This window comes from Facklamia sp. P12955, assembly GCF_050409565.1.
GTDB lineage: Bacteria > Bacillota > Bacilli > Lactobacillales > Aerococcaceae > Facklamia.
This window is the reverse complement of the sequence record NZ_JBNUPF010000051.1, coordinates 1-1973: the sequence shown is the minus strand read 5'-3', so window position 1 is coordinate 1973 and position 1973 is coordinate 1. Positions and strand designations below refer to the sequence as shown.

Below are 1973 nucleotides of genomic sequence, written 5' to 3'. Positions count from 1 at the left end.
TGTTTTGTTTGGTTATTTACCTATTAATATAGCTAATGAACTCTGCGTTTATTGAGTGTTGCACTTGTTATGATAATTTATCTTTTTAAAACAAACCAAGCATACAGTGCAAATCCTCCTATCATAATAATCAAAGTTAAAATTTGCTTTAACTCGTAGGGAAGAGGCGATAGGTTTAAAAGATATTCTGGTAGTGTAATTAACAAAAGTGTTACGAGTAAAACCGCTGTTTTGGACCAAATTGATAATAAAATTAAGTTCAACACCATAATAGACCCAATGAGAAGGCTGACGGTGGAGTCTAATGTTATAATTGGTGTTTGAGTCATACTATCTACATAATATAAAGCAACATAGGCAGCTATAGTTACAAGTGAAATAATAGCAAATACTAAATACTTCATTTTGTCTGATAATCTAGCTGGAATAATTTTTCTAAAAGCAGCAAGCACTGCAACAATAAATGCTCCAGCAATAACTAAATGACCCATAATCTCTAGAATCGAAAAAGAGAATTCGCCTCTCATCAAATTAGGTAAGATAATGAAAGAATAGGATGCAACCATAATGCCAATAATATTCTTAATAGCAGAACGGTGATCAACTAACATTTCATTGGCTATTGACCTCATATAATCTTTAGGCGACGAACCAATAATATGCTCAATCGGCTTCCCTTGGCCTTCAGCTTGTATGAGATGATCTTCTAACTCACTAACTATCTCCTCAATCTCATTCGTTTCCTTACCTTTAGAAACTAAGTATACGGTTAGATTTTCTAAAAACTCTTTACTTTGTTTCGATAGTTGAGTATTATTTTCCATTTGTTCCATCTCCTTTATCACTATCCGTGTACGACTCTCTATTTAAAACCTTGTTAACGCTACTTTGAAGGTTTTCCCAGCGCTTAATAAAATGATCCAATTCATCTGCGCCTTTTTCAGTCAGGGAATAATATTTCCTTTTGGGACCTGCAGTGGATTTTTTTAGTGTCGATGATACTAAACCCTCTCTTTTCATTCGCATTAATAAAGGATAGATCGTACCCTCACTCATCGAATGAAAACCATAACGGGATAATTTTTCTGCCAGTTCATAACCATATACTTCTTTATTTTTTATAATCATCAGAATGCATCCATCAATGACTCCTTTTAACATTTGTGTAGAAGACAAATTACCCCTCCTTTTACAGAACGAATTCACTATCTTGTATTACATAGTATTTTAAGATTATTATACAGCTAGCTACCTTGTAATGCAAGAGTTAGTTTAAAATTCAATTACCCCTTCTTAAAGATGAGGTGACTCTTCTAATATTAAGTTTTGGTGAATTGTAAAATGAACTTAGCCATATAAATTAGAAAAAGAGCCAGTGAGTCTGCTAATCTATGTAGTAACAACACAGACATAGAATAGCAGACTCCACATGGCTCAAACCGAGCAATCACTCGGTTACTCGGACGTTCACCTCAGACCATTCATACAAAAGTGAAACGCGGGACAGTTACTCAGAAACGCAAACAATCTGTAAACGGAAAGACTTATCTCTACTTCAGGGATGTCTATAGTGCTGCTGCGGGACAAGCGGCGTATGACCCCTTGCATGAGGGAACGGGACGACAACCTAAGTGGGGCAATAGTAAGGACTTTATCGATTGGGCGGATAAGGCTACTCAGTGAGAGGTGGAGCCCTGATGCGGTTGTTGGTTACGCTGAACGTCATAAATTGTTCTGTGAAGACTTGATCCCTTGCACAAAAACGCTTTATAACTGGATCAATGCGGGTCTCATGCGAACGAAGAATAGTGATTTACCTGAAAAGGTATCACGCAAACCGCACAAGGCTTTTGAACCTGGACCCAGACGCCGCAAAATCCTGGGCAAATCGGTTGAAGAACGCCCCCAGAAAGTGGAAGACCGTGAGGAATGGGGACACTGGGAAATCGATACTGTGGTAGGTCCGCATGGTG

General features: G+C 37.7%; 2 protein-coding genes and 1 pseudogene. 1 reads left to right on the top strand and 2 read right to left on the bottom strand.

What is annotated here, in order from left to right:
* Window positions 1-77: 77 nt before the first annotated feature.
* Window positions 78-824 (bottom strand): DUF1129 family protein, encoded by a 747-nt coding sequence (locus ACQV2G_RS08990; RefSeq protein ID WP_428876639.1) that lies wholly within the window; start codon window positions 822-824, stop codon window positions 78-80.
* On the bottom strand, window positions 814-1176 hold the full coding sequence (locus ACQV2G_RS08985) for a PadR family transcriptional regulator (RefSeq protein WP_428874021.1): 363 nt from the start codon (window positions 1174-1176) through the stop codon (window positions 814-816). The genes ACQV2G_RS08990 and ACQV2G_RS08985 overlap by 11 nt, the downstream gene beginning before the upstream one ends.
* Before the next feature lie 430 nt (window positions 1177-1606).
* Here ACQV2G_RS08985 and ACQV2G_RS08980 point away from each other — a divergent pair.
* A pseudogene (locus tag ACQV2G_RS08980) lies at window positions 1607-1973 on the top strand (hypothetical protein); the annotation flags it as partial.